Raw genomic sequence first — 21,085 nt, forward strand, 5'->3', positions numbered from 1 at the left:
TCCCTACGCCCCGAGCATCCCGGTCCACAGGTCGGGGAATTCGGGCAGGGTCTTGGCGGTCGTCGCCACGTTCTCGATCTCCACGCCCTCGACCGCGAGGCCGATGATCGCTCCGGCGGTGGCCATGCGGTGGTCCTCGTAGGTGTGGAAGACGCCGCCGTGCAGGGGGCGCGGGCGGATGTGCAGGCCGTCGGCGGTCTCGGTGACGTCGCCGCCCAGCTCGTTGATCTCCTTGGTGAGCGCGGCCAGGCGGTCCGTCTCGTGCAGGCGCAGGTGCGCCACCCCGCGCAGGGTGGAGGGGGAGTCCGCCAGGGCGGCGACGGCCGCGATGCCCGGGGTCAGCTCGCCGACCTCGCCGAGGTCCACGTCGATGCCGTGCACGGCACCCGAACCGGTGAAGACGAGACCGTAGTCCGTCAGCTCGCAGGAACCGCCCATCTCGGTGAAGATCTCGCGCAGCCGGTCGCCGGGCTGCGTGGTGCGCGTCGGCCAGTCGGGGATGACGACCTTGCCGCCGGTGACCAGCGCCGCCGCCAGGAACGGCTGGGCGTTGGACAGGTCCGGCTCGACGGTGAGGTCCCGGCCGAGCAGCGCGCCCGGCGTGACCCGCCAGACGTTCGGCTCGCCGCCGGACTCCGGGGTGTCGACCTGGGCGCCGACCGCGCGCAGCATGTCGACGGTCATCCGGATGTGCGGCATCGACGGCAGCGCCGAGCCGGTGTGGCGGACCTCGACGCCCTGGTTGAAGCGCGGTCCGGACAACAGCAGGGCGCTGACGAACTGGGACGACGACGAGGCGTCGATCTCGACCGGGCCGCCCTCCAGGGCGCCGCCGCCGTGCACGGTCATCGGGAGCGCGCCGCGCGCGTCGTCGTCGATGCGGGCGCCGAGGGCGCGCAGCGCGTCGATCACGCCGTGCAGCGGACGCTCGTACGAGCGCGGGTCGCCGTCGAAGCGGACGGCGCCGTCGGCCAGGGTGGCGACCGGCGGCAGGAAGCGCATGACCGTGCCCGCGTTGCCGACGTCGACCGTGGCCGGGCCGCGCAGGCCGGCCGGGATGACCCGCCAGAACTCACCCGTGCCGTCCGGGCCGACGCCCTCCTCGATCTCGACGCCCATCGCGCGCAGCGCCTCGGCCATCAGCACGGTGTCCCGGGAGCGCAGCGGGCGGCGCAGCCAGCCGGGCTCGGAGGCGAGGGCGGCCAGCACCAGGGCGCGGTTGGTGACCGATTTGGACCCCGGCACGTGGACGGTCGCGTCGACGGCTCCGCTCGCGTGCGGGGCGGGCCAGAGGGCGGTGTGCGCGGGGTTCACGGTCATGGGCCCCACTTTAATGGCTGAACGCCACCGGAGATCTTGATCAAAAGCGCCGAAACCGGGCCGAACGCGCGGTGACGCACGTGCCGCGCATATATGCGCTGAGCAGGGTCCCTCGCGGTCACAGCCCCAGCAACCAGCGCCCACCGCCGATCAGGGAGCACAGCGACACCGCGTGGAACAGGAAGAACCACACCCCCGCCGGCGCGTGGGTCAGCCGGGCCAGCTGGTCCGCGTCCGAGTCCCCGGCGCCGCCCCGCGCCCGCTTCGCCTGGAGCTCGAACGCCGGACGCACCCCGCCCAGCAGCAGGAACCACACCACCGCGTAGGCGAACGCCGCCTGCACCTGCGGACCCGCCAGCCAGGACACCAGGACGAAGGTGCCGCCGGTCAGCACCACCGTGAGCACCCCGTAGGCGTTGCGGACCATCACCAGCAGCGCGACGAGCAGCGCCGTCGCCAGCCACAGCAGCAGTGTGATGCGCCCCGTGGCCAGCAGCGCGGCGCCGCCGAGACCCAGCAGCGGGGGAGCGGTGTAGCCGGCGACCGCCGTGAGGATCATCCCGAGCCCGTGCGGCTTGCCGCGGCTGACGGTGAGGCCGCTGGTGTCGGAGTGCAGCGTGATGCCGGTCAGCGTGCGCCCGGTCAGCAGCGCCACCAGCCCGTGGCCGCCCTCGTGGGCGATGGTGATGGCGTTGCGCGCTATCCGCCACAGTCCGTGCGGCACGACGACGGCGAGCGCGGCGACCAGGGTGGCGATCACCACCCACAGGTCGGGATCGGGCTGGGTGCCGGAGACCTCGTCCCAGAGAGAGGCGACGGAGGCCGTTGCGAGGTGGTCCATGTCGGGCGGGGGCTCCTCGTGAGAACGCGGGGTCTGGCAGTGTGGCACGTATGTGCGGACGGTATGCGGCGAGTCGACGGCCCGAGGATCTCGCGGGAATCTTCGAGATCGAGAAGTGGGAGCCCGAGGAGACCTTGGAGCCCGACTACAACGTGGCTCCGACCAAGGAGGTCTACGCCGTCCTGGACCGCCCCCTGAAGGACGTCGAGGATCCGAAGCCGGTTCGCCAGCTGCGGAAGCTGAAGTGGGGGCTCGTCCCGTCCTGGGCCAAGACGCCCGAGGGTGGCGCCCGGATGATCAACGCCCGCGCGGAGACCGTCCACGAGAAGCCCTCCTTCCGCCGCGCCTTCACCGCCCGGCGCTGCATCCTGCCCGCCGACGGCTACTACGAGTGGGTCACCGGCAAGCAGGAGCGGGACCTCGAGGTGGAGGGGCGCAAGAAGCGCCCGCGGAAGCAGCCGTACTTCGTGACTCCCGCCGACGGCTCGGTCTTCGCGATGGCCGGGCTGTACGAGTTCTGGCGGGACAGGACCCTGCCCGACGACCACCCGCAGGCATGGTGGGTGACCTGCTCGGTGATCACCACGGAGGCGGAGACCACGCCGCTCGCGGTCGCCCCCGCCGACGGTCCGCACGCCCTCGCCGACATCCACCCCCGGATGCCGCTCATGCTCACGCCGGACCGCTGGGACGACTGGCTCGACCCCGCGCGCACCGACCCCGACGAGCTGACCTCCCTCCTCACGCCCCCGCCCGCCGGCCTGATGCGGGCGTTCCCGGTCTCCACGGCCGTGAGCAACGTCCGCAACAACGGGCCGGAGCTGCTGAAGGAGCTGGAGGGGCCGGAAGAGGGCACACTCTTCTGACGTGAGCAGCGAGAAGACCGAGACGACCACGGAGACCGTCGACACCGGCACCGGTCCCGCCCGTATCACCTGGCATCCGGCGCAGCGGCCCCGCCTCGTCCTCGCCGCGAGCCACGGCGCGGGCGGCGGCATCGAGGCGCGCGACCTGCGGGCGCTCGCCGCCGCGCTGCCCGCCCACGGGGTGACCGTCGCCCTCGTCGAGCAGCCCTGGCGGGTGGCCGGCAAGAAGATGGCACCCGCGCCGAAGGCCCTCGACACCGGCTGGCGCGGAATCTGGCCCGCACTCCGGGCGCCCGGCCCGCCGGTGATCGCCGGGGGCCGCAGCGCCGGCGCCCGCGTCGCCTGCCGCACCGCCGCGGAGCTGGGCGCCCGCGCCGTCCTCGCCCTCAGCTTCCCGCTGCACCCGCCGGGCAGGCCCGAGAAGTCCCGCGCCGACGAACTGCTCGGCGCGGGCGTCCCGACCCTCGTCGTGCAGGGCGGCAACGATCCGTTCGGCAGGCCGCAGGAGTTCCCCGAGGCCCCCGAGGGCACGTACGACCTGATCGAGATCCCGCACGGCGACCACGGCTTCGCCGTGCCCAAGCGGGCGGAGATCACCCAGGAGCGGGCCCTGGAACTGATCACCGAGGGCGTCGCGGAGTGGGTCGGCTCACTCGGGTGAACCCCCGGGAATGACCGGCGGGCGCCCGCTGTTGTGGCGGACATACGTTGCTGGGAATCAGCACCGACGCCGTACGAGAGGAAGTCCGCCGCATGGCTTCAGCCTTCTGCCCAAGTCGCAGCAGCCGCGCCGACCTGGACTGGACGGTGCTGCACGCGGCGAAGACCGCCCCTCTCCGGGTGGCGGGCGGGCCGGATCGGCAAGCGTCCCCGGGCGCAGGTCGTCTATCCTCCGATTCGAGTGGGGCCGGCCTCGGCCTCGCGACGACTCTGGAGGAGGTGGGTCCGGTCACTGGGACCGACGCAGGGACCGAACACGGCCAGGCGGAGCAGCCCGAGGGCCGGGGAACGGGCGCGGAGTCGACCGCGGAGCGCAGCGCGCGCTTCGAGCGGGACGCGCTCGAGTTCCTCGACCAGATGTACTCGGCCGCGCTGCGCATGACACGTAATCCGGCCGACGCCGAGGACCTGGTGCAGGAGACCTACGCCAAGGCGTACGCGTCCTTCCACCAGTTCCGCGAGGGCACCAACCTCAAGGCGTGGCTGTACCGCATCCTCACCAACACCTTCATCAACTCGTACCGCAAGAAGCAGCGCGAACCCCAGCGCAGCGCGGCCGAGGAGATCGAGGACTGGCAGCTCGCGCGCGCCGAGTCGCACATGTCGACGGGTCTGCGCTCCGCGGAGTCGCAGGCGCTCGACCACCTGCCCGACTCGGACGTCAAGGAAGCCCTCCAGGCCATCCCGGAGGAGTTCCGCATCGCCGTGTATCTGGCGGACGTCGAGGGGTTTGCCTACAAGGAGATCGCCGACATCATGGGGACACCCATCGGTACGGTGATGTCCCGCCTGCACCGTGGACGCCGTCAGCTGCGAGGCATGCTCGAGGACTACGCCCGCGACCGCGGTCTCGTCCCGGCCGGCGCCGGCAAGTCGAACGAAGCGAAAGGCTCGGGGTCATGAGCTGCGGAGAGCCGCACGAAACGGATTGCAGCGAGATCCTCGATCATCTCTACGAGTTCCTCGACAAGGAGATGCCGGACTCGGACTGCGTGAAGTTCGAGCACCACTTCGAGGAGTGCTCGCCCTGCCTGGAGAAGTACGGGCTGGAGCAGGCCGTGAAGAAGCTGGTCAAGCGATGCTGCGGACAGGACGACGTCCCCGGCGACCTGCGGTCCAAGGTCATGGGCCGGATCGACCTGATCCGCTCCGGGCAGTCGGTGCCCGAGCACGACGTCACGACCGCGCCGCCGACTCCCCAGGAGTCCTGAGCCGCCGGTCCGCGCACGCGCCGCCCGACGTCACCCGTACGTGCTAATCCGCGGGTTATCTGCCCGCTTCCCCCCGCCCTCGCCCTAGGCTCCGGAGCCTGACTGGCATGGCCGGGGAGGGGCTCATGGACGCGGTACCGGTGCGGGCGCGCGCGTACGTCACCGGTGTCGCCCTCGCCGCCCTGGTCGTCCTGCGTCCGCTGCCGGAGACGCACACGCCCTGGTGGGCCGTGCTGCTGCTGGCAGGGCTCTACGCGGGTTCGGAACTGGTCGCCAGGTCCCGCTTCGTCGGGACCTGCTACCCGGTGCTGCTCGCCGGAGCGTTCCTGCTGCCGCCGCCGGCCGCCGCGCTCGTGGCACTGCCGGGTGCGCTGCTCTCGCCGGTGGCGCAGCGGCCCTACGTCCTGCGCCGGATCTGGCGGGCCGCGCAACTGACGCTCGCGGTGTGGGCCGCCGCCCGCGTGCACTGGGAGTACGACGGCCGCGACGCGGTCGTCGGCCCGCACTTCCCCTACGCCCTCGTGCCGGCCGGGGCCGCCGTACTCGCGTTCTGCCTGGTGCTGACCCTGCTGGACGGCGGCATCCTGCTGCTCGCGGACCGGGTGCCGGCCCGGCGGGCCTGGCGGGGGCTGTTCACCCGGTCGCTCGGGCCGATCGCCGTCCACGGGCTCGCCGGACTCATGATGGCCGTCCTGTGGCGCAGTCCGTACGGCCCCGTCGCCGCGCTGCTCGTGCTGCTGCCGATGTGCGTGGCCTGGTGGGCGTTCGCCCAGTACCACCGGGAACAGGCCGCGCACCAGGCGACCATCCGCGCCTTGGTGCAGGCCGTCGACATCAAGGACGGCTACACCCGCGGACACAGCGAGCGCGTCGGCCAGGCGTCGATGATGATCGCCCGCGAGCTGGGCATGGACGACGAGCGCGTCGAGACGCTCCGCTTCGCCGGAATCCTGCACGACGTGGGCAAGCTCGGCGTACCCACCCGGCTGCTGCGCAAGGACGGGCCGCTGACGCCCGAGGAGCGCCGGGTGATCGAACTCCACCCCGAGTACGGGCACGAGATGGTGCGCGGCATCCGCTTCCTGGGGGAGGCCAGGGCGGCCGTCCTGCACCACCACGAACGGCTGGACGGCAGCGGCTATCCCTACGGTCTCGCGGGCGACCGCATCCCGGAGTCGGCCCGGGTGGTGGCCGTCGCCGACGCCTTCGACGCCATGACGTCCACGCGCTCCTACAGCAGGGCCCGCCCGGTCCCGGTGGCCGTGGCGGAGCTCCAGCGCTGCGCCGGTGCGCAGTTCGACCCCCGGATGGTCGGCGCCCTGGTCCGGGCCCTGGCCCGGCACGGCTGGCGCCCGGCGGTGACCTCCGACGGCGCCCCGCCCGAGTCCGCCGCGGTCCCCGGAGGCCGGGCGGCGCGGGCGCGGGACAGCGTGGGCAAGGGGGCGCGGTGACGGGAGGCGGAGGCCGGACCCGGGCGCGCCGGCGGGAGTCCGTCATGACGGCGTCGCGCCCGCCCGGTCGTCCGCCGCTGCTCCCGGGTCTCATGCACCTCGGCGCCGGGCTCCTCGCGCTCGCCTGTCTCGCCCATGTGCTGTGGGCGGGGCCGGCGGAGCGGCCCGTCGCGCTCGCCTTCGGCGCCCTCGTCGCCCTCGGCGAACTCACCCGGCGCACCAGCGCCGAAACCCGGGAGGCCGCCCCCCTCGCCGCCGCCGGGGCACTGGCGTACGCGCTGCTCGGGCACGTCGCCGGGACGCCCACCCACCACGGCGTCGCCCAGACCGTCACCGTCGTCCTCGCCGCCTCCCTGCTCGGCAGCGTGCCGCACGTCGCGCGGGGCCGCGGCCCGGTGCCGGACCAGCTGGCGCGGCGCGTGCTCACCGTCGCCTTCGCCGCCGTGTGCTTCCAGCCGCTGTCCTTGCGGGGGGTCTTCCTCGACGGGAGCGGGCCCGCGCAGGCACTGCTGCTGATCGCGCTGCTGGTCCTGACCACGCTGTGCGACGCCCTGCTGGCCGGTGCGGCCGCGCACGCCCGCACCGGCTGGCCCTTCGGCCCGCTGCTGCGCGAGGAGCTGCGCGGCATGGTCGGCGTCACCTCGGCGGTGTGCGCGACCGGCGCGGTGATGGCGCTCGCCGTGGCCGTCGCGGGACTGTGGGCGCTGCCCGTCTTCAGCGTGCCGCTGCTGCTCACCCAGCTGTCCTACCGGCGTTACGCGGCCGTGCGGGCCACGTACCGGCAGACCATCGCCTCGCTGGCCCGGGCCACAGAGATCGCGGGCTACACCCCGGCCGGGCATGCCCGCCGCGTCGCCGAGCTGAGCCGCGCCGTCGGACGGGACCTCGGACTGTCCGGTGCCGAGCTGACCGTCCTGGAGTACGCGGCCCTCATGCACGACATCGGTCAGCTGAGCCTGGTCGACCCGGTCCCGGCGGGGGCCACCGCCTGTCTGCCGGTCACCGAGCAGCGGCGGATCGCGCTGCTCGGCGGGGCCGTCGTCCGCCAGACCGGCGTCGACGCGGCGGTCGCGGTGGTGGTGGAGCGGCAGGCCGACCCCTGCCGGGAGCAGCCGGTCGCCGCACGCATCGTGCGGGCCGTCAACGCCTACGAGGAGAAGTCGCGGGACGCCGGGCCCGGCGGCGGCCTCACCGCCCTGGAGGAGCTGCGCCTGGCCACCGCGGACGACTACGCTCCCGAGGTCGTGGAGGCACTGGCCCGAGTGCTGTCACGAGGCAGCCTTAGCGTGCCCGCGGCTGGGTAACCCATGGGTAATGAGCGACCTCGTGGCCGTACGTGGTTGGATGCGAAGAAGTAGGTGTCCGGGGGCGCGGGAAGGCACAGCCAGCCCACAGAACGGAACTGGCAGGCGGGAATCGTGAGGATCTTCGGCAAGGGACGGCACCGGCCCTCCGCCTCCTGGCGGCAGGCCACCGACCGCGCGTTCACGCTGATCGGCGACGGTCGCTACGAGGACGCGGGCGCGCTGCTGACGCGCGCCGCCGACCTGGAACCGTGGCTGTCGGAGTCGTGGTTCAATCTCGCGCTGCTGCACAAGTTCCGGCACGACTGGGAGCAGGCGCGGGCGGCCGGCCTGCGGGCCGTGGCGCTGCTCGACCGGGACACCGGCGCGCCCGACTGGTGGAACGTCGGCATCGCGGCGACCGCGTTGCAGGACTGGCCGCTGGCCCGCCGCGCTTGGCAGGCGTACGGGCTGCGCACCCCCGGGGACGCGACCGACGCCGGTGAGCCGCTCGGCATGGACCTGGGCAGCGCGGCCGTACGGCTGTCCCCGGAGGGGGAGGCCGAGGTGGTGTGGGGGCGGCGGCTGGACCCCGCCCGCATCGAGGTGCTGTCCATCCCGCTGCCCTCCTCGGGCCGCCGCTGGGGCGAGGTCGTCCTGCACGACGGCGTCCCGCACGGGGAGCGGACCACCACCGCCGGGCACTCCTTCCCGGTCTTCGACGAGATCGAGCTGTGGGCGCCCTCGCCGGTGCCCACCTGGGTGGTCCTGCTGGAGGCCGCCACCGAGTCCGACCGGGACGCGCTGGAGCAGCTCGCCGCGGACGCCGGGTTCGCCGCCGAGGACTGGTCGTCGTCGGTGCGGCTGCTGTGCCGCATGTGCTCGGAGTCCCGGATGCCCTCCGACGAGGGCGACGGCGAGCACCTCGACCCCCACGACCACAGCGAGCCCGGCCACCCGGGGCCGCTCGGCCACCGCACCGACGGCCAGCTGTGGGTGCCGGAGCGGGAGTGCGGGGTGGCCGCGCCGGCCGGGCTGGTGAAGGGGCTGCTGGACGGGTGGGTCGCGGACAGCCCCGACTCCCGGGACTGGCGGGACCTGGAAGAGGTCTGCTGAGCGGCCCCGTAGTCTTTACCGGGGACTCTCCAGCAGCAGTCACCAGCAGGCACCACCCCTTGGTTGTACGAGGAAGGCATACGTCGGTCATGGCCCAGCAGGACACCGATCAGCAGCACGCGGGCGTGCTCCCCGTCGACGACGAGGGGTTCGTCGTCGACACCGAGGACTGCGAGGAGCGCGAGAGCGCCTGGCGTGAGCGCGGCACCTCGCGGCCGATCACGGTGGTCGGGAACCCGGTGCTGCACAAGGAGTGCGCGGACGTCACCGACTTCGGCGAGGAGTTCCAGCAGCTGGTGGCGGACATGTTCGCCAGCCAGCGCACCGCCGAGGGCGTGGGCCTGGCCGCCAACCAGATCGGCGTCTCGAAGAAGGTCTTCGTCTACGACTGCCCCGACGACCAGGGCGTGCGCCACGTCGGCGTGGTCTGCAACCCGAAGCTCGTGGAGCTGCCCGCCGACCGGCGCAGCCTGGACGACAGCAACGAGGGCTGCCTGTCCGTGCCGACCGCCTACGCGCCGCTCGCCCGCCCCGACTACGCCGAGGTGACGGGGCAGGACGAGAAGGGCAACCCGATCAAGGTGCGCGGCACCGGGTACTTCGCACGGTGTTTGCAGCACGAGACGGACCACCTGTACGGGTACCTCTACATCGACCGGCTCTCCAAGCGCGAGCGCAAGGACGCGCTGCGGCAGATGGCCGAGAACGAGCCGCGCTACCCCGTGGTCGCGAACGACTGACGGCACGTCACCGGCCCCACCCCAGCAGCGAGTTCGGCGCCCGCCCGGGTCACCTCCCGGGCGGGCGCCGTTCGTTTGCCGAAAGCCGCCACACAACAGGAGAATTCCGGCACGTAGGGGTAGTGAATGAAGCAAATCCGTTCCCAGAACGGTCAGTTGTGGTGCTGAATGGGAAGCGCGGCGATACGCAACGGCGCACGCCCGGCTCAGTTCGAGGCATGCGCCACCGGCGGCTGAGAGGGGTTTGTTCGTGCACGCTTTCTCACACGGCACCACAGCGACACCGACCGCGATCGCGGTACCGCCATCACTCCGCCTCCCGGTGATCGAGGCGGCCTTTCCCCGGCAACTGCACCCGTATTGGCCGAAGCTCCAGGAGACAACACGCGCCTGGCTGCTCGAAAAACGGCTCATGCCGGCGGACAAGGTCGAGGAATATGCCGATGGCCTGTGCTACACCGACCTCATGGCGGGGTACTACCTGGGCGCCCCCGACGAGGTCATGCAGGCGATAGCGGACTACAGCGCGTGGTTCTTCGTCTGGGACGACCGGCACGACCGGGACATCGTCCACGAACGTCCCGTCGCCTGGCGGCGGCTGCGGGACCGGCTGCACGCGGCGCTCGACTCACCGGAGACCCACCTGCACCACGAGGACGCGCTGGTGGCGGGGTTCGCCGACGGTGTGCGGCGGCTGTACTCCTTCCTGCCGGCGCCGGCGACGTGGAACGCGCGCTTCGCCCGGCACTTCCACGCGGTGATCGAGGCGTACGACCGTGAATTCCACAACCGCACGCACGGAATCGTGCCCGGCGTCGAGGAGTACCTCGCACTGCGCCGGCTCACGTTCGCCCACTGGATCTGGACCGACCTGCTGGAGCCGAGTGCCGGGTGCGAACTTCCGGCCGCCGTCCGGAATCATCCGGCATTTCACCGCGCGGCACTGCTGAGCCAAGAATTCGCCGCCTGGTACAACGACCTCTGCTCACTGCCCAAGGAAATAGCGGGCGATGAGGTGCACAATCTCGGAATAAGTCTCATCACGCATCACGCGCTGACCCTCGAAGAAGCCATCGGAGAAGTCAGGCGACGCGTCGAGGAATGCATCACCGAATTCCTCGCCGTGGAACAGGACGCGCTGCGGTTCGCCGACTCGCTCGCCGACGGCACCGTACGCGGAAAAGAACTGAGCGGCGCCGTACGGGCCTGCGTCGGCAATATGCGGAACTGGTTCAGTTCCGTCTACTGGTTCCACCACGAGTCCGGCCGCTACATGGTCGACAGCTGGGACGACCGGTCCACGCCCCCGTACGTCAACAACGAAGCGGCAGGTGAGAAATGAGCGTCGAGTCCGTCAATCCCGAGACCCGGACCGAGCCGGCCGATCCGGCCCCGGAGCTGCGCGAGCCGCCCGTCGCGGGCGGCGGCGTCCCGCTCCTCGGCCACGGCTGGCGGCTGGCCCGCGACCCGCTGGCCTTCATGTCCCAGCTGCGCGACCACGGTGACATCGTTCGCATCAAGCTCGGCCCCAAGACCGTCTACGCGGTCACCAGCCCGGACCTCACCGGCGCCCTGGCCCTGAGCCCCGACTACCACATCGCCGGCCCCCTGTGGGAATCGCTGGAGGGCCTGCTCGGCAAGGAGGGCGTGGCCACCGCCAACGGCCCGCTCCACCGGCGCCAGCGGCGCACCATCCAGCCGGCGTTCCGGCTCGGCGCCATCCCCGCCTACGGTCCGATCATGGAGGAGGAGGCGCACGCGCTCGCCGAGCGCTGGCGGCCGGGGCAGACCGTCGACGCCACCTCGGAGTCCTTCCGCGTCGCCGTGCGGGTCGCCGCCCGCTGCCTGCTGCGGGGCCAGTACATGGACGAGCGGGCCGAGCGGCTGTGCGTCGCCCTCGCCACCGTCTTCCGCGGCATGTACCGGCGGATGGTCGTCCCGCTGGGGCCGTTGTACCGGCTGCCGCTTCCGGCCAATCGCGCCTTCAACGACGCTTTGGCCGATCTGCACCGGTTGGTCGACGAGATCGTCGCGGAGCGCCGCGCATCCGGTCAAAAGCCGGACGATTTGCTGACGGCATTGCTGGAGGCGAAGGACGACAATGGCGACCCGATCGGGGAACAGGAGATCCACGACCAAGTCGTCGCGATACTCACCCCCGGCAGTGAAACCATCGCCTCCACGATCATGTGGTTGCTGCAGGCACTTGCCGATCACCCGGAACATGCCGACCGCATACGCGACGAAGTCGAGGCGGTCACCGGCGGGCGTCCCGTGGCATTCGAGGACGTGCGCGGGCTCACCCACACCAACAATGTCATCATGGAGGCCATGCGTCTGCGGCCGGCCGTATGGGTATTGACCCGCCGCGCGGTCACCGCGACGGAACTCGGTGGCTATCGCATTCCGGCCGGGGCGGACATCATCTACAGTCCGTACGCAATCCAGCGCGATCCGAAGTCGTACGCCGACAACCTGGAGTTCGACCCGGACCGGTGGTTGCCGGAACGCGCGGCGAATGTGCCGAAATACGCCATGAAGCCGTTCAGTGTCGGCAATCGCAAGTGCCCCAGTGACCACTTCTCCATGGCGCAGCTCACGCTGATCACGGCGGCGCTGGCCACCAAGTACCGCTTCGAGCAGGTGGCCGGCTCCAACGACGCGGTCCGCGTGGGCATCACGCTGCGTCCGCACGACCTGCGGGTCAGGCCCGTGGCACGGTGACGCTCAGGCGGCCGGGACCGCGTCCGGACCCCGGAAGGTGCGGCGGTAGGCGTGCGGGGTGGTCCCCAGGGCCCTGACGAACTGGTGCCTCAGGGCCGCCGCCGTACCGAAGCCGGTGCGCCAGGCGATCGAGTCCATCGTCTCGTCCGTCGCCTCCAGCAGCCGCTGGGCCAGCAGCACGCGCTGGCGCAGTATCCAGCGGTAGGGAGTCGTTCCCGTCTCCTGCTGGAAGCGGCGGGCGAAGGTGCGCGGGGACATGTGGGCCCGGGCCGCGAGCTGGTCGACCGTGACCTCCTCGTCGAGGTGCTGCTCCATCCAGGCCAGCACCTCGCCGACGGTGTCGCAGGAGGAGCGCGGCAGCGGCCGTTCGATGTACTGCGCCTGACCGCCGTCCCGGTGCGGCGGTACGACCATCCGCCGGGCGATCTTGTTGGCCACCTCCGGCCCCTGCTCCTTGCGCACGATGTGCAGACAGGCGTCGATGCCGGCGGCCGTGCCGGCGCTGGTGATCACCGGGTCCTCGTCCACGTAGAGCACGTCCGGCGAGACGGCCACCGTCGGGTACTGGCGGGCCAGCTCCTCGGCGTGGTGCCAGTGCACCGCGCACCGCCGGCCGTCCAGCAGCCCGGCGGCGCCCAGCACGAACACCCCGGAGCAGACGCTCAGCACCCGCGCGCCCCGGTCCACCGCCCGCCGCAGGGCGGCCAGCAGCTCGGGCGGGTACTCCCGGCGGGCGTAGTCGCTGCCCGCCGGGACGGTGATCAGATCGGCCTCCTCCAGCCGGTCGAGGCCGTACGGCGTGGAGACGGAGAGCCCGCCGACATGGGTGCTCAGCGCCGGGCCCTCCGCCGACACCACCGCGAAGTCGTACTTCGGCAGGTCCTCGTCGCTCCGGTCGATGCCGAAGACCTCGCAGACGACGCCGAGTTCGAAGGGGTGCACGCCGTCCAGCAGGACGGCGGCCACGTTCTGCAGCATGCCGCCAGTGTGCCTCGTCCTTGGCAGGAAATCGAGGTCTTGCGGCAGTCCTGCCACTCCCGGTCAGGAGTGTCCGGCGCGACAGTGGTGTCATGACCGGAAACCAGATCGAAGCCCTGATCGGAATGCTCGTGACCTTCGGACTCCTGGTCCTCATGGTCCTCCCCTCGGTGATCGGCATCGTGCGCGACCGGCGCATCGACCGTCAGATCAGGGAGGCCCAGGAGGGCGGGGGAACCAGGAAGGAGACTCAGAAGTCCTCGTCCAGGTCGACGGTGCCCTCCACCGCCACCTGGTACGCCGAGGGGCGCCGCTCGAAGAAGTTGGTCAGCTCCTGAACGCCCTGCAGCTCCATGAAGGAGAAGGGGTTCTCGGAGCCGTACACCGGGGCGAAGCCGAGCCGCGTCAGACGCTGATCGGCCACGCACTCCAGGTACTGCCGCATCGAGTCGGTGTTCATCCCCGGGAGGCCGTCACCGCACAGGTCGCGCGCGAACTGCAGCTCGGCTTCGACGGCCTCCCGCAGCATGTCGGTGACCTGCTGCCGCAGCGCGTCGTCGAAGAGGTCCGGCTCCTCCTTGCGGACGGTGTCGACCACGTCGAAGGCGAAGGACATGTGCATCGTCTCGTCCCGGAACACCCAGTTGGTGCCGGTGGCCAGGCCGTGCAGCAGGCCCCGGCTGCGGAACCAGTAGACGTAGGCGAAGGCGCCGTAGAAGAACAGGCCCTCGATGCACGCCGCGAAGCAGATCAGGTTGAGCAGGAAGCGGCGCCGGTCGGCCTTGGTCTCCAAGCGGTCGATCGACTCGACCGAGTCCATCCACGTGAAGCAGAACTCGGCCTTCTCGCGGATGGACGGGATGTTCTCCACGGCCGCGAAGGCGGCGGCCCGGTCGTCCGGGTCGGGCAGGTAGGTGTCCAGCAGCGTCAGATAGAACTGGACGTGCACGGCCTCCTCGAAGAGCTGGCGGGACAGGTACAGCCGCGCCTCGGGGGAGTTGATGTGCTTGTAGAGGGTGAGCACCAGGTTGTTCGCCACGATCGAGTCGCCGGTGGCGAAGAAGGCCACCAGCCGGCCGATCAGGTGCTGCTCCTCGGGGCTGAGCTTCGCGAGGTCGGCGACGTCCGAGTGGAGGTCGACCTCCTCCACGTGCCAGGTGTTCTTGATGGCGTCCCGGTAGCGCTCGTAGAAGTCGGGGTAGCGCATGGGGCGCAGGGTCAGCTCGAAGCCGGGGTCGAGCAGGTTCTTCGTGACGGGGGTCGCGGTGGTCTCGGGGGTCGCGGGGGTCTCGGTGGTCATTACTGGCATGCCTCGCAGGACTCGGGGTTCTCCAGGGAGCAGGCGACCGCTTCGGGGTCCGGGCCGGCCTGCACGGGGACGGGGGCGGTGGCTCGGGCCGCGGCGCGGGCGATGCGGGTCGCCGGGCGGGAGCGCAGGTAGTACGTGGTCTTCAGGCCCTGCTTCCAGGCGTACGCGTACATCGAGGAGAGCTTCCCGATGGTCGGCGTCTCCAGGAACAGGTTCAGCGACTGGGCCTGGTCGAGGTACGGGGTGCGGGCGGCGGCCATGTCGATCAGGCTCCGCTGCGGGATCTCCCAGGCGGTGCGGTACAGCGCGCGCACGTCCTCGGGGATCCAGGTGAAGCCCTGCACCGACCCGTTCGCCTCGCGCAGCGCCTCGCGGGTGCGGGCGTCCCACACGCCGAGCCGCTTGAGGTCGTCCACCAGGTAGGAGTTGACCTGGAGGAACTCGCCGGACAGGGTCTCGCGCTTGAACAGGTTGGACACCTGCGGCTCGATGCACTCGTAGGCGCCCACGATCGAGGCGATGGTCGCCGTCGGGGCGATCGCCAGGAGCAGGGAGTTGCGCAGGCCGGTCGAGGCGATGCGCTCGCGCAGGGCCGCCCAGCGCTCCGGCCAGGTGTGCTCGACGCCGTAGTGGTCGGGGTGCAGCACGCCCCGCGCGGTGCGGGTCTTCTCCCAGGCCGGCAGCGGGCCGTTGCGCTCGGCGAGGTCGGCGGAGGTCTCGTAGGCGGCGAGCATGATCCGCTCGGCGATGCGGGTGGAGAGGGCCTTGGCCTCGGGGGAGTCGAAGGGCAGACGGAGCCGGAAGAAGACGTCCTGGAGGCCCATCGCGCCGAGGCCGACCGGGCGCCAGCGGGCGTTGGAGCGGCCCGCCTGCTCGGTCGGGTAGAAGTTGATGTCGACGACCCGGTCCAGGAAGGTGACGGCGGTGCGGACGGTGGCGTCCAGCCGCTCCCAGTCGATGTCGCCCTCGGCCACGTCGACGAACGCGCCGAGGTTGACCGAGCCGAGGTTGCAGACCGCCGTCTCGCCGTCGTCCGTGACCTCCAGGATCTCCGTGCAGAGGTTGGAGGAGTGGACGACGTGCCCCGGCTCGGCGGTCTGGTTGGCGGTGCGGTTGGCGGCGTCCTTGAAGGTCATCCAGCCGTTGCCGGTCTGCGCGAGGGTGCGCATCATGCGGCCGTACAGCTCGCGGGCGGGCAGCGTCCTGCGGGCCAGCCCCGCCGCCTCGGCCCCGCGGTAGGCGGCGTCGAACTCCTCGCCCCACAGGTCGACCAGCTCGGGAACGTCGGCGGGCGAGAACAGCGACCACGGTCCGTCGGCGTCCACCCGGCGCATGAACTCGTCCGGCACCCAGTGCGCCAGGTTCAGGTTGTGCGTGCGGCGGGCGTCCTCGCCGGTGTTGTCCCGCAGCTCCAGGAACTCCTCGATGTCCGCGTGCCAGGTCTCCAGGTAGACCGCCGCCGCGCCCTTGCGCCGCCCGCCCTGGTTCACGGCGGCGACCGAGGCGTCCAGCGTCTTCAGGAACGGGACGATGCCGTTGGAGTGGCCGTTGGTGCCGCGGATCAGGGAACCGCGGGAACGGATGCGGGAGTAGGCGATGCCGATGCCGCCGGCGTGCTTGGAGAGGTTGGCGACCTGGTGGTAGCGGTCGTAGATGGAGTCCAGCTCGTCCTTGGGGGAGTCCAGGAGGTAGCAGGAGGACATCTGGGCGTGCCGGGTGCCGGAGTTGAAGAGGGTGGGGGAGGAGGGCAGGTAGTCGAGGCGGCTCATCAGGCCGTAGAGCGCGGCCACCTCGTCCACCGAGCGGGCGGTGTCGTCCTCGGCGAGTCCGGCGGCGACGCGCAGCATGAAGTGCTGGGGGGTCTCGACGACCTTGCGGGTGATCGGGTGCCGGAGCAGGTAGCGGCTGTACACGGTGCGCAGGCCGAAGTAGCCGAAGCGGTCGTCGGCGCCCGGGTCGACCAGTGCGTCCAGGCGGTCCGCGTGCAGCCGTACGAACGCGGCGGTGCGGTCGGCGATCAGGCCCTCGCGGTGACCGGTGGCGACCGAACCGCTGAAGGAGGTGACGCCCTGCGAGGCGGCCTCGGCGCGGATGCCGAGGGCCAGCAGGCGGGCGGCGAGCCTGGAGTAGGCGGGGTCCTCGGAGATGAGCCCGGCCGCCGCCTCGACGGCCAGCTCGCGCAGTTCGGCCTCGTCCGCGCGGGCGGACCGGCCGCGCAGCGCGGCGGCGGCCACCCGGCCGGGGTCGGCGTCGGGGAGGTCGGCGGTCAGGTCCGTCAGGGTCCGCAGCAGCGCGGCACCGGGTCCGTCGGGTTCCCCGGTCGCCGTCACCGGGGTCGCTGAAGCCGGATCGGCTGGCGCGATGGTCACGTGGAGCACTCCCTCGCTCGGCACGGGGCCTGGCGGAGGGCAGGGGGCAGCTCACGAGCGCACACGGCGTCGCGTCCACCGGCCCACTCCACGAGGCCCGGACGTCATGGCACCCGGGCCAGGGCGGCCGGGCGCACCGTCGGCAGGTCCTCGGACTGGACAGGCGTGGACGTCTGCGCGAAAGCGCACGGACACACGCGAGTACACCGTTGCGGGACAGTTCCGGATTCGCACCGGATTCCCCTGCGGCGACAGCGAGCATGAGCATACATCTTGTGCCGGGTGCCGCGAGCACCCCCAGATGTTGTGTCTCGGTGGGGCGTCCCGGGCTCGGCCCCGTACCGTGTCGCGCCGGTGTCAGAGCGTCAGTTCGTAGGTGAGGAGCGTGATGTCGTCGAGTTCCGGCAGCGGGTTCCAGTCACGCTCGGGCGTGCGGGCGAAGCCCATCCGTTCGTAGAGGCGGTGGGCGGTGCGCATGGTCCGCTGGGTCGACAGCACGACGCGCGCGCAGCCCTCGACGGACCGGGCGCGGTCGACGCAGGCCCGCACGAGGGCCTCGCCCACCCCACGTCCGCGTGCCTCAGGGGCGACGGCGAGCATCCGTATCTCGGCCTCACCGGGCCGGGCGATGTCGGCCATGGGACCGCCGGACGGGACGAAGGTGACGCCGCCGAGCACCCGGCCGTCCGCCGCGGCGACCAGCACCTCGGCGGCCGCCGCCCGCTTGGCCACGTTCCTCAGCTCGCCGAGGTACGCGTCACCCTCCCCGAAGTCGAGGAGGCCGTCCCGCAGATAGGCGTGCGCGGTGATCTCACCGAGGGTGCCGTACTCGTCCGCCGCCGCTTGCCGGATCACGAAGTCCATGACGCCGAGTGTGCCCGACGGTACGACGACGGGCCGCCGGATCTCTCCGACGGCCCGCCGCGTGCCGGGGACGGCGCTCAGTGCGAGGAGCCCGCCGTGGCCGGCGGCAGCTCGACCTGGACGCCGGGGTCGCCCGCGTCCGCCGTGTAGTCGCTCGGCTTGGTCTCGTCGACGCCGTCGGGCGCCTTGACAGCCCTGAGGACGAAGGTGAGGACCACCGTGACCAGGACGTTCAGCACGAAGGCGGTGAGTCCGATGTAGCCGATCTCGCCGATGCCGGGGATCTCGTCGGAGGAGCCGCCGAAGTGCTTCTGCGTCGGCGAGGCGACACCGTACGCGGCGACCGTGCCGTAGACCATGCCGACCGCCCAGCCGCCGAGCAGCGCCCAGCGGTGGAACCACCGGGTGAACAGGCCGCCCACCAGGGCCGGGAAGGTCTGCAGGATCCAGATGCCGCCCAGCAGCTGGAAGTTGATCGCGACCGTCTTGTCCATGCCCAGGACGAAGACCAGCGCGCCCACCTTCACCAGCAGCGACACCAGCTTGGAGACCTTTGTCTCCTGGGCGGGGGTGGCGTCCGGCTTGATGAAGTCCTTGTAGATGTTGCGGGTGAAGAGGTTCGCGGCGGCGATCGACATGATCGCCGCCGGCACCAGCGCGCCGATGCCGATCGCCGCGAAGGCCACGCCCGCGAACCAGTCCGGGAACATGTTCTCGAACAGCTGCGGGATCGCCAGCTGTCCGTTCTCCACCTTCACCCCGGCCGCGATCGCCATGAAGCCCAGCAGCGCCAGCAGGCCGAGCATCAGCGAGTACAGCGGCAGGATGGTGGTGTTGCGGCGGATCACCTCACGGCTGCGCGAGGAGAGCGTCGCGGTGATCGAGTGCGGGTACATGAACAGCGCGAGCGCCGAGCCGAGCGCCAGGGTCGCGTAGGTCCACTGGCCGCCGTGGTTCGGCACCAGCCCGCCGTTGCCCGACTCGGTGAACTTGTCGTTCGCCGCGGCGAAGATGTCGTCGAAGCCGCCGAGCTTGATCGGGATATAGATGATCGCCACCGCGATCACGATGTAGATCAGCGTGTCCTTGACGAACGCGATCAGCGCGGGCGCGCGCAGCCCCGACGAGTAGGTGTACGCCGCCAGCACACCGAAGGCGATCAGCAGCGGCAGGTCCTTGATGAACCAGTTGGTGTCCTTGCCGCCGCCGACGCCCATCACGTCCAGCACGGCCTGGATGCCGACCAGTTGGAGCGCGATGTACGGCATCGTGGCGAGGATGCCGGTGACGGCGACCGCCAGCGACAGCCCCTTGGAGCCGAACCGGCCGCGCACGAAGTCCGAGGTCGTCACGTACCCGTGCTTGTGCGAGACCGACCACAGGCGGGGCAGGAAGGTGAAGATCAGCGGGTAGACCAGGATCGTGTACGGCACCGCGAAGAAGCCGGCCGCGCCCGCCGCGTAGATCGCCGCCGGGACGGCCACGAAGGTGTACGCCGTGTACAGGTCGCCGCCCAGCAGGAACCAGGTGACCCAGGTGCCGAAGGAGCGACCGCCCAGGCCCCACTCGTCGAGGCTGTGCTCGTTCTCGGCCTTGCGCCAGCGGGCGGCCAGGAAGCCCATGGCGGTGACGAGGACGAAGAAGAAGATGAAGACGCCGAGCGCGACGCCGTTCACACCGTCGTTCACCGGGAACCGCCTCCCCGGCGGGCGCGCTGGTCACGCTGCCACAGCTTGTAGGCGATCATCGTCAGCGCGGTCGAGATGAGGACCCACGCCATCTGGTACCAGTAGAAGAACGGGATGCCGATGAAAGCGGGGTCGGACTTCGCGTACGAGCCGACCCAGAGCATGGCGACGAACGGTGCGAGCAGGCAGAGGCCGATGACGACGCGCACCGGCGTCACCACCGGTTCTCCGCTCTGTGGTGGGGCTTGTGACATGCGGTGGCTCCGTCCCCTCGCTGATCACCTCGTGCAGTGCGCACGAAATGTAGGTGACGGGTTCAGGACAGCGGAAGCCCTCGTCCGCATATCGGTCCCCAACCGCAACGTCAGGGGCGTGCGGGGCGGGACTTGGTCTAGTCCTGGGGCCGCTTGAGGCGGGCGACGAACTTGTAGCGGTCGCCCCGGTAGACCGAGCGCACCCACTCCACCGGCTGGCCGGTCCGGTCCTGCGAGTGCCGGGACAGCATCAGCATGGGCAGGCCGACGTCGGTGCCGAGCAGGCCGGCCTCGCGCGGGGTGGCCAGCGAGGTCTCGATGGTCTCCTCGGCCTCGGCCAGATGGACGTCGTACACCTCGGCGAGCGCGGTGTAGAGGGACGTGTACTTCACCAGGGAGCGGCGCAGGGCCGGGAAGCGCTTGGCGCTCAGATGGGTCGTCTCGATGGCCATCGGCTCGCCGTTGGCCATTCGCAGCCGCTCGATGCGCAGCACCCGCCCGCCGGCCGAGATGTCCAGCAGCCCGGCGAGCCGGTCGTCGGCGGTGATGTAGCCGATGTCCAGGAGCTGCGAGGTCGGTTCGAGGCCCTGGGCGCGCATGTCCTCGGTGTAGGAGGTGAGTTGCAGGGCCTGCGACACCTTGGGCTTGGCGACGAAGGTGCCCTTGCCCTGGATGCGTTCGAGCCGGCCCTCGACGACCAGTTCCTGGAGGGCCTGGCGCACGGTGGTGCGCGAGGTGTCGAACTCCGCGGCCAGGGTGCGCTCGGGCGGGACCGGGGTGCCCGGCGCCTGGGTCCGGGTCATGTCGAGCAGGTGCTTCTTCAGGCGGTAGTACTTGGGCACGCGCGCGGTACGGACCGTCGTCCCACCCTCGTTCTCCGCACTGCTGACGTCGGTGCTCATGCTCTGCCTTCCCGGCTCCGGATGCCGAAGCGACCGATATCCCTGTCGGCCACGGCTCACATCGTGGCACGGCTTCGCGCCGGCACGGTCCGGCACGCTCCGTGATCCCCTCTGTATACCTCCGGGGCTCCCGTTGGTCTAGTCCATAGCGCCCGCCGACGCCCCTGGTACGCGCGTTCGGAACCGTACCCGCATGTCGTTCCGGGGGCAGTGGTACACCCGGCCCCGGTCCGTCCGATCTGCCGCTTGCGCAATGAAAGGTCCCTGCATATCTCGGTCGCATCACGGACGCGAGGAGCGTGGTTGAACACCCTTGACAGCCCTATTGGTCTGGGCCAAGCTCCCCGTACTGGTCTACACCATTGGTCCAGGTCCCGGCCCCATGGGCGGTCCGCGTCGACGAGCAACCGCGGGGAGGCAGGGGGGTTTTGTGGCATCCCTGAGGAGGG

At 71.3% G+C, this 21,085-nt stretch carries 20 protein-coding genes and 1 riboswitch; of the genes, 11 read left to right on the top strand and 9 right to left on the bottom strand.

Going from position 1 to position 21,085, the window contains the following annotated elements; all coding sequences use genetic code 11:
- Positions 1-3: 3 nt before the first annotated feature.
- Together aroA and ACFZP7_RS23270 are read right to left on the bottom strand one after the other, a co-directional pair.
- Positions 4-1,320: a 3-phosphoshikimate 1-carboxyvinyltransferase gene (aroA, locus tag ACFZP7_RS23265; RefSeq protein ID WP_019326976.1), complete on the bottom strand. Its 1,317-nt coding sequence runs from the start codon at positions 1,318-1,320 to the stop codon at positions 4-6.
- A gap of 118 nt (positions 1,321-1,438) precedes the next feature.
- Positions 1,439-2,161 (bottom strand): M50 family metallopeptidase, encoded by a 723-nt coding sequence (locus tag ACFZP7_RS23270; RefSeq protein ID WP_031016232.1) that lies wholly within the window; start codon positions 2,159-2,161, stop codon positions 1,439-1,441.
- Between the two features lie 50 nt (positions 2,162-2,211).
- Here ACFZP7_RS23270 and ACFZP7_RS23275 point away from each other — a divergent pair, with 50 nt between their 5' ends.
- The 10 genes from ACFZP7_RS23275 to ACFZP7_RS23320 all read left to right on the top strand — a co-directional run bounded on the left by ACFZP7_RS23275 (position 2,212) and on the right by ACFZP7_RS23320 (position 12,272).
- Positions 2,212-3,027 carry an SOS response-associated peptidase gene (locus tag ACFZP7_RS23275; protein ID WP_019326974.1) on the top strand — a complete coding sequence of 272 codons (816 nt, stop codon included), beginning with the start codon at positions 2,212-2,214 and terminating at the stop codon, positions 3,025-3,027.
- A 1-nt stretch (position 3,028) separates the two neighbouring features.
- Positions 3,029-3,688 carry an alpha/beta family hydrolase gene (locus ACFZP7_RS23280; RefSeq protein ID WP_385635514.1) on the top strand — a complete coding sequence of 220 codons (660 nt, stop codon included), beginning with the start codon at positions 3,029-3,031 and terminating at the stop codon, positions 3,686-3,688.
- A gap of 278 nt (positions 3,689-3,966) precedes the next feature.
- Positions 3,967-4,650 (top strand): RNA polymerase sigma factor SigR, encoded by a 684-nt coding sequence (gene sigR / locus ACFZP7_RS23285; protein ID WP_019326972.1) that lies wholly within the window; start codon positions 3,967-3,969, stop codon positions 4,648-4,650.
- Entirely contained in the window at positions 4,647-4,958 is a 312-nt protein-coding gene (gene rsrA, locus ACFZP7_RS23290) for a mycothiol system anti-sigma-R factor (protein WP_019326971.1), read from the top strand. Before sigR ends, rsrA begins: the two co-directional genes overlap by 4 nt.
- A gap of 125 nt (positions 4,959-5,083) precedes the next feature.
- Positions 5,084-6,409, top strand: coding sequence for an HD-GYP domain-containing protein (locus tag ACFZP7_RS23295; RefSeq protein ID WP_385635516.1), 1,326 nt, complete (start codon positions 5,084-5,086; stop codon positions 6,407-6,409).
- 44 nt (positions 6,410-6,453) lie between these two features.
- On the top strand, positions 6,454-7,713 hold the full coding sequence (locus tag ACFZP7_RS23300) for an HD-GYP domain-containing protein (protein ID WP_385635518.1): 1,260 nt from the start codon (positions 6,454-6,456) through the stop codon (positions 7,711-7,713).
- 114 nt (positions 7,714-7,827) lie between these two features.
- On the top strand, positions 7,828-8,808 hold the full coding sequence (locus tag ACFZP7_RS23305) for a hypothetical protein (RefSeq protein WP_019326968.1): 981 nt from the start codon (positions 7,828-7,830) through the stop codon (positions 8,806-8,808).
- A gap of 89 nt (positions 8,809-8,897) precedes the next feature.
- Positions 8,898-9,548, top strand: a complete 651-nt coding sequence (gene def / locus ACFZP7_RS23310) for a peptide deformylase (RefSeq protein ID WP_019326967.1) — start codon at positions 8,898-8,900, stop codon at positions 9,546-9,548.
- Between the two features lie 250 nt (positions 9,549-9,798).
- Positions 9,799-10,890, top strand: coding sequence for an epi-isozizaene synthase (gene cyc1, locus ACFZP7_RS23315; RefSeq protein WP_078911878.1), 1,092 nt, complete (start codon positions 9,799-9,801; stop codon positions 10,888-10,890).
- Positions 10,887-12,272, top strand: coding sequence for a cytochrome P450 (locus ACFZP7_RS23320; protein ID WP_385635520.1), 1,386 nt, complete (start codon positions 10,887-10,889; stop codon positions 12,270-12,272). The genes cyc1 and ACFZP7_RS23320 overlap by 4 nt, the downstream gene beginning before the upstream one ends.
- A 3-nt stretch (positions 12,273-12,275) precedes the next feature.
- On the opposite strand, the gene ACFZP7_RS23325 is transcribed toward ACFZP7_RS23320, so the two are convergent.
- Positions 12,276-13,250 carry a GlxA family transcriptional regulator gene (locus ACFZP7_RS23325; RefSeq protein WP_019326964.1) on the bottom strand — a complete coding sequence of 325 codons (975 nt, stop codon included), beginning with the start codon at positions 13,248-13,250 and terminating at the stop codon, positions 12,276-12,278.
- A 92-nt stretch (positions 13,251-13,342) separates the two neighbouring features.
- On the opposite strand from ACFZP7_RS23325, the gene ACFZP7_RS23330 reads away from it, so the two are divergent.
- Positions 13,343-13,588, top strand: coding sequence for a hypothetical protein (locus ACFZP7_RS23330; RefSeq protein ID WP_046248961.1), 246 nt, complete (start codon positions 13,343-13,345; stop codon positions 13,586-13,588).
- Here the strand turns inward: ACFZP7_RS23330 and ACFZP7_RS23335 are convergent.
- From ACFZP7_RS23335 to ACFZP7_RS23360, 6 genes are all read right to left on the bottom strand, one after another.
- Positions 13,501-14,550, bottom strand: a complete 1,050-nt coding sequence (locus ACFZP7_RS23335) for a ribonucleotide-diphosphate reductase subunit beta (protein ID WP_046248962.1) — start codon at positions 14,548-14,550, stop codon at positions 13,501-13,503. The genes ACFZP7_RS23330 and ACFZP7_RS23335 overlap by 88 nt on opposite strands.
- Positions 14,550-16,928 carry a ribonucleoside-diphosphate reductase subunit alpha gene (locus ACFZP7_RS23340; RefSeq protein ID WP_385635522.1) on the bottom strand — a complete coding sequence of 793 codons (2,379 nt, stop codon included), beginning with the start codon at positions 16,926-16,928 and terminating at the stop codon, positions 14,550-14,552. Before ACFZP7_RS23340 ends, ACFZP7_RS23335 begins: the two co-directional genes overlap by 1 nt.
- 145 nt (positions 16,929-17,073) lie before the next feature.
- Positions 17,074-17,171, bottom strand: a riboswitch (cobalamin riboswitch).
- Between the two features lie 114 nt (positions 17,172-17,285).
- Positions 17,286-17,792, bottom strand: coding sequence for a GNAT family N-acetyltransferase (locus ACFZP7_RS23345; protein WP_270891191.1), 507 nt, complete (start codon positions 17,790-17,792; stop codon positions 17,286-17,288).
- A 77-nt stretch (positions 17,793-17,869) separates the two neighbouring features.
- Complete coding sequence (gene mctP / locus ACFZP7_RS23350) at positions 17,870-19,480, bottom strand: monocarboxylate uptake permease MctP (protein ID WP_031016245.1); 1,611 nt, start codon at positions 19,478-19,480, stop codon at positions 17,870-17,872.
- The gene (locus ACFZP7_RS23355; protein WP_029393673.1) at positions 19,477-19,734 is read right to left on the bottom strand and encodes a DUF3311 domain-containing protein; all 258 of its coding nucleotides are present in this window, start codon (positions 19,732-19,734) and stop codon (positions 19,477-19,479) included. The genes mctP and ACFZP7_RS23355 overlap by 4 nt, the downstream gene beginning before the upstream one ends.
- A 137-nt stretch (positions 19,735-19,871) precedes the next feature.
- Positions 19,872-20,636: a GntR family transcriptional regulator gene (locus ACFZP7_RS23360; RefSeq protein WP_030974845.1), complete on the bottom strand. Its 765-nt coding sequence runs from the start codon at positions 20,634-20,636 to the stop codon at positions 19,872-19,874.
- Positions 20,637-21,085: the final 449 nt, after the last annotated feature.

Source organism: Streptomyces sp. SudanB5_2050 (assembly GCF_964272335.1).
Taxonomy (GTDB): Bacteria; Actinomycetota; Actinomycetes; order Streptomycetales; family Streptomycetaceae; genus Streptomyces; species Streptomyces rochei.

What these genes read in the sequence shown, in the direction of transcription:
- def (WP_019326967.1), top strand. Translation starts at nt 8,898, where the DNA reads ATGGCCCAGCAGGACACCGATCAGCAGCACGCGGGCGTGCTCCCCGTC.
- ACFZP7_RS23295 (WP_385635516.1), top strand. Translation starts at nt 5,084, where the DNA reads ATGGACGCGGTACCGGTGCGGGCGCGCGCGTACGTCACCGGTGTCGCC.
- ACFZP7_RS23325 (WP_019326964.1), bottom strand. Translation starts at nt 13,250, where the DNA reads ATGCTGCAGAACGTGGCCGCCGTCCTGCTGGACGGCGTGCACCCCTTC.
- ACFZP7_RS23345 (WP_270891191.1), bottom strand. Translation starts at nt 17,792, where the DNA reads ATGGACTTCGTGATCCGGCAAGCGGCGGCGGACGAGTACGGCACCCTC.
- ACFZP7_RS23275 (WP_019326974.1), top strand. Translation starts at nt 2,212, where the DNA reads ATGTGCGGACGGTATGCGGCGAGTCGACGGCCCGAGGATCTCGCGGGA.
- ACFZP7_RS23270 (WP_031016232.1), bottom strand. Translation starts at nt 2,161, where the DNA reads ATGGACCACCTCGCAACGGCCTCCGTCGCCTCTCTCTGGGACGAGGTC.
- ACFZP7_RS23335 (WP_046248962.1), bottom strand. Translation starts at nt 14,550, where the DNA reads ATGACCACCGAGACCCCCGCGACCCCCGAGACCACCGCGACCCCCGTC.
- ACFZP7_RS23330 (WP_046248961.1), top strand. Translation starts at nt 13,343, where the DNA reads ATGACCGGAAACCAGATCGAAGCCCTGATCGGAATGCTCGTGACCTTC.
- ACFZP7_RS23360 (WP_030974845.1), bottom strand. Translation starts at nt 20,636, where the DNA reads ATGAGCACCGACGTCAGCAGTGCGGAGAACGAGGGTGGGACGACGGTC.
- aroA (WP_019326976.1), bottom strand. Translation starts at nt 1,320, where the DNA reads ATGACCGTGAACCCCGCGCACACCGCCCTCTGGCCCGCCCCGCACGCG.
- ACFZP7_RS23300 (WP_385635518.1), top strand. Translation starts at nt 6,454, where the DNA reads ATGACGGCGTCGCGCCCGCCCGGTCGTCCGCCGCTGCTCCCGGGTCTC.
- ACFZP7_RS23355 (WP_029393673.1), bottom strand. Translation starts at nt 19,734, where the DNA reads ATGTCACAAGCCCCACCACAGAGCGGAGAACCGGTGGTGACGCCGGTG.
- rsrA (WP_019326971.1), top strand. Translation starts at nt 4,647, where the DNA reads ATGAGCTGCGGAGAGCCGCACGAAACGGATTGCAGCGAGATCCTCGAT.
- ACFZP7_RS23320 (WP_385635520.1), top strand. Translation starts at nt 10,887, where the DNA reads ATGAGCGTCGAGTCCGTCAATCCCGAGACCCGGACCGAGCCGGCCGAT.